The sequence below is a fragment of the Accumulibacter sp. genome (assembly GCF_031732815.1).
GTDB lineage: Bacteria > Pseudomonadota > Gammaproteobacteria > Burkholderiales > Rhodocyclaceae > Accumulibacter.
Window position 1 is genome coordinate 1 of the sequence record NZ_JAVMKF010000146.1, and the last position, 4,676, is coordinate 4,676.

The following is a 4,676-nucleotide window of genomic DNA, read 5'->3' on the forward strand; positions in this document are numbered from 1 at the left end:
GGGGTGGCGCTGAAGCTGCCGTCGGCCTGTACGACCGCGGTCAGGGTCTGGACGATGCCTGCCGCGTCGGTAACGGTGAGGGTGACCGTCGAACCGGGGGTCGCGTTGGTCGATCCGGTGATCGTCGGCGTGCTGTCGTTGGTATTGTCCGGTGCGACCAGGTTCAAGGTGGGCGGTACAGCGGTGGGTCCGGTCGTGGCAACGGTTTCCGCCGGTGCGTCAGTGGTGCCGGCGATGCCCGCCGGAGCAGTGTCATCCAAGGTGCCGCGCGCCGTACCGAAGTCGAAAGTCAAGGGATCGACGTTCTCGACGATGCGCAGCAGGCGGACGAAAGTGGGCCCGCCGTCGGCGCCGCCAGCGCCGCCAGCGGCCGGACCGGCGGCTGGGTCTTCGAGTAGTTCGTCGAGGCTGCCACCCTCGCGAATGGCCTTGATCACGCGGTTTACGTCGCTTGCGCCGGCAACCAGGGCGGCATCGGTGGCATCGGGTCTGACCGTGCTGAAGACATTTTCATCGACCGTCAGCGTTTCGTTCTCGCGCAGCACGAGTGGGCGGTTATCCGGGCTGGCGAGATCGACCCGGCTGCCTTGGGCAGTGACGACGATATCGCCTTCATAGATCATGTCGCCAACTTGCAAGGGGCGCAGCGTACCATCGGCCTCGCGGACAAAGGCCTTGCCCTGAATCGCGGAAACTCGGGCAACGGGAATTTTTTCAGCCATGGGGGACACCTGTGGATAGGACTGTGGACATGCTCAAGATAGCCGGAGCTCGGCTTCTTGCCTACTGTACTGAAGTACGGGGACTGAACGATGCTCGCTTGCCGGGCAGCGCCGCAAGCGAGCGCGAGCGCCGGATCTGCTCAAACTTGCTCCGGTACGCCATTGACGATCAAGGAAAGCTGCAGCCGGTCGCGTGCCCCGAGCTTGTCAAGCACGCCGCTGACATGGAACTTGACGGTGCGTTCGCTGATCTCCAGGTCGCGGGCGATTTCCTTGTTGCTGGCACCCGCAGCGACCGCTAGAGCGACTTCCTGTTCGCGCGCCGTGAGCTTGGCGCGCCAGGCGCTTTTCTCGCCGGGACGGCGGGCCAACAGGGCGGCCGTCGTGTTCAGCAGGCGCTTCATCAGAGCCGTGCCGATCCACAGACCGCCGTTCTGAACCACCGCTGCAACCTGTTGCAGTACGCTGGCTGCCGCGTGTCCGTTGCAGTAGCCGGACGCTCCGCCAGCCAGCGCGGCAAGCGCGCCGTCGGTGTCTGGTTCGTCGGCGAGGACGATCAGCGGTCGACCGGCCAGGCCCTGGCGCACGCGCGTCAGCAAGGTGTCGAGTGGTTGGCCAACCGGGAGCAGGGCCCAGACGACATCGCCGCCGGCGGGGACGCTGTCCAGGCGTGCCGCGATCAGGCCGGGGAAGGCTTCGCGCCAGGAACTTCGCGGCCGTGCATCGGCGCAGAGAAAGATTTGTTGCATGCTCAACGCTCCGAAAGTGCGCGTGACTTGGCACGCAAGACCGGTTTCAGGAGGTAGGAAAGGACGCTTTTCTCGCCGGTGACGATATCAACCTCGGCGACCATGCCGGGAATGACCGGCAGATTGCTGCCCAGCGTCGATTGATGGGTACGCACGCGAACGACGTAGAAGGCATTGCCTTTGTCGTCGATCACCGTGTCGGCGCCAATGTGCTCGAGCTTGCCTTCGAGGCCACCGTAGATTGCGAAGTCGTAAGCGGTGAATTTGACCACCGCTTTTTGCCCGGGATGCAGGAATGCGATGTCGCGTGGCAGAACGCGCGCTTCGAGCAACAGCGTGTCTTCCAGCGGCACGATTTCGACGACATCCTTGCCCGGTTGGACGACGCCACCGACCGTGTTGATCAGCAGGCGTTTGACCGTTCCCTTGACCGGGGAGCGCAGCACCGAGCGGCTGACCTTGTCGGCCAGCCCGACGCCACCCTCCGCCAGGCTGTTCAGCTTGGCCATCGTTTCGGCCAGTTCCTTGCCCGATTCGTTGCGGAAGGTCAGCCCAACCTCGTCGATCTTGCGGCTTGCCTCGCTGATCGCCGACTGCAGACGAGAAATCTGCGCCGCTGCCATGTCTCGTTCGCCGCGAAAGCGTGAGACATCACGTTCCAGGCGCAGCAACTCGACCTCCGATACGGCGCCCGAACTGATCAGGGGCTTGGTCACCGATAGCTCGCGTGCCGCCAGTTCATGGCCCTTGCTCGCCTGCTCGTGCTTGGCGCGCACCTCAACCAGTTCCTGCTGGCGCTGCGCCAATTGCTGGCGGGCAATCGACAGACTCGCCTCAAGCTCACTGCGGCGCGATTCGTAGAGTCGCTTCTCTTCCTCCGCGGTGCGCGGGTCCTCCTTCAGCACTTGCGCCGGTAGCTCAAACGCCGTTCCCTCGGCCAAGGCGCGCAAGCGCGCTGCCTTGGCGACCAGCGCCGTGTATTGCACGCGACTCTCACGTACCGACGAGACGAAACGTGTCTGGTCGATACGCAGAAGAATCTGATCCGGTTCGACGACATCACCTTCGCGCACCAGAATCTCGGCTACGACGCCGCCGTCGAGGCTCTGCAGGATCTGCAGCTGGCGTGATGGAATCACCCGCCCTTCACCGCGCGTCACCTCATTGACCTGGGTGACCGCTGCCCACATCAGAAACAGCGCCAGTGCGACTCCGATCGACTTGAGCAGGACGCGTGCGCGCAAGGGTTCCTGCTGCAGGATGGCCCAGTCCGCATCAGCGGCAAAGCCTTGTTCGTCTTGACCCTTTTCGGCCTGCATCGCGCGGTTCAGCAACGCGTCGAAGCCCGGCTGCAGGCGTTGACGCCAGCGCTCGCAACGATCCAGCAGGTTGCGCAAACTACCGATCAGGCCCTGGCTCATGATGCGGCCCGTCCGACACGGCCCGTCTGCAAGGCTTCGACGACCTGATCGCGCGGGCCATCGGCGACGATCTGCCCGGCATCCATGACGATGATTCGTGTCGCCAGATCGATCAGGCTGCTCCGGTGCGTCACGATGACCAGCGTCTTGTGCGCGGCGAAGCGCGCCAGCCGTTCCTTGAAGCCTTGTTCGGTCGAGTAATCCATCGAGCTTGTTGGCTCGTCGAAAAGGAGGATCGGCGGGTCCATCAGGACGGCGCGGGCGATCGCCACCTCCTGCCGCTGGCCACCCGAGAGTGATTCGCCGCGCTCGCCGATCAGCATGTCGAAACCTTTCGGGTGGCGGTTGACGAACTGCGTCAGACCAGCGACTTCAGCCGCGGCGACGACTGCCGTATCGTCAGCGTACGGCGCTCCGATCGCAATGTTCTCGCGCAGCGAACCGTAGAAGAGCGTCGCATCCTGGCCGACGAAGCCGACATTGCGTCGCAGATCGGCTGGATCGAGTTGGCGCAGGTCGATTCCGTCGATGCGCACGACGCCTTCGCTGGGTCGGTACAGGCCAAGCATCAGCTTCTGCAGCGTCGTCTTGCCCGAGCCGGTGCGGCCGATGATGATCACCCGCTCGCCCGGCTGGATGCGCAGTGAAACGTTGCGCAAGGCAGCTTCACCCTGCTCGGAGTAGCTGAAAGAAACCTGGCGGAACTCGATTTCGCCTTTCAACTCCGGGCGATGAATGAAGGCGGTGGCGTCTGGCCGCTCGATCGGCTGCGCCATCAGAGTATCGAGTGTGCTCAGCGCCATTTTCGCATTCTGATACTGCAGCAACAGGCCTACCGCTTGCGCCAACGGCGCGATTGCCCGCCCACCGAGCATGGTGACGGCGATCAGGCCGCCCATCGTCAGCAGCTTTTCCTGGATCAGGTAGACGCCGGCGATGATCAGGGCGACGTTGACGAACTGGGCGATCGCGCTGGCACCGTTGGCGGCCGATGAAGACAGCAGCCGCAGTTGGACGCCGCTGCGTGCGAGGAAGGCGGTCGTCCGTTCCCACTTGCTCTGCACAACGCCTTCGGCGTTCTGCGTCTTGATCGTCTCCAGCGCGGTCAGGCTCTCGATCAAGGCTGCGTTGCGCAGGGCGGTTGCCCGGTACGTGGTCTCCGCCAGTTCGTGCATCCGATGCTGAACGAGATAGGCATAGACGGCGCCGATGAGCAGACCGAGCACTGGAATCAGGAAGAGTGGCCAGGAAATCCAGATGATGACGAGCAGGAAAATCAGGGCGAACGGAAAGTCGATCAAGGCAGAGACGGTGGCCGAAGCAATGAAATCGCGTACCGATTCGAACGAACGCAAGTTCGCGGCAAACGAGCCGACCGACGCCGGCCGCGCCTCGAGCCGCATGCCGAGCACGCGCTCCATGATCAGCGCCGACAGCTTGACGTCGATGCGTGCGCTGGCCAGGTCGATGAAGCGCCCGCGCAGCAGGCGCAACATGTAGTCCATGCCGATCACCAGCAAGACGCCGAGCGCCAGCATCCACAGCGTATCGGTTGCATTGTTGGGAACGACCCGGTCATACACATTCATGACGAAGATCGGCATGACCAGGGCAAAGGCGTTGACCAGCAGCGCCGCTCCGAGGACATCCCGATAGAGCGCTGCCTGCTCGAGCAAGGCGCCCCAGAACCAGTGCCGTTCGACGACCTTGCCGACCTCCGGCGTGCGCGCGTCGAAAGCAAAGCGCGGCCGGACAAAGGCGGCGATTCCGAGGTAACGCTCGCT

At 63.8% G+C, this 4,676-nt stretch carries 4 protein-coding genes; all 4 read right to left on the reverse strand.

What is annotated here, in order from left to right; all coding sequences use genetic code 11:
* The coding region (locus RKP46_RS09980; protein WP_311106505.1) for a retention module-containing protein at window positions 1-722 on the reverse strand (722 nt) is incomplete at its 3' end.
* A 140-nt stretch (window positions 723-862) separates the two neighbouring features.
* The gene (locus RKP46_RS09985; protein WP_311106506.1) at window positions 863-1,471 is read right to left on the reverse strand and encodes a response regulator transcription factor; all 609 of its coding nucleotides are present in this window, start codon (window positions 1,469-1,471) and stop codon (window positions 863-865) included.
* A 2-nt stretch (window positions 1,472-1,473) separates the two neighbouring features.
* Window positions 1,474-2,892 (reverse strand): HlyD family type I secretion periplasmic adaptor subunit, encoded by a 1,419-nt coding sequence (locus RKP46_RS09990; RefSeq protein WP_311106507.1) that lies wholly within the window; start codon window positions 2,890-2,892, stop codon window positions 1,474-1,476.
* A partial coding sequence (locus tag RKP46_RS09995) for a type I secretion system permease/ATPase (protein WP_311106508.1) occupies window positions 2,889-4,676 on the reverse strand: 1,788 nt, incomplete at its 5' end. The genes RKP46_RS09995 and RKP46_RS09990, both read right to left, overlap by 4 nt.

Bases quoted from the DNA above. Each gene is read 5' to 3' on its own strand.
- RKP46_RS09985 (WP_311106506.1), bottom strand. From the start codon at position 1,471: ATGCAACAAATCTTTCTCTGCGCCGATGCACGGCCGCGAAGTTCCTGG.
- RKP46_RS09990 (WP_311106507.1), bottom strand. From the start codon at position 2,892: ATGAGCCAGGGCCTGATCGGTAGTTTGCGCAACCTGCTGGATCGTTGC.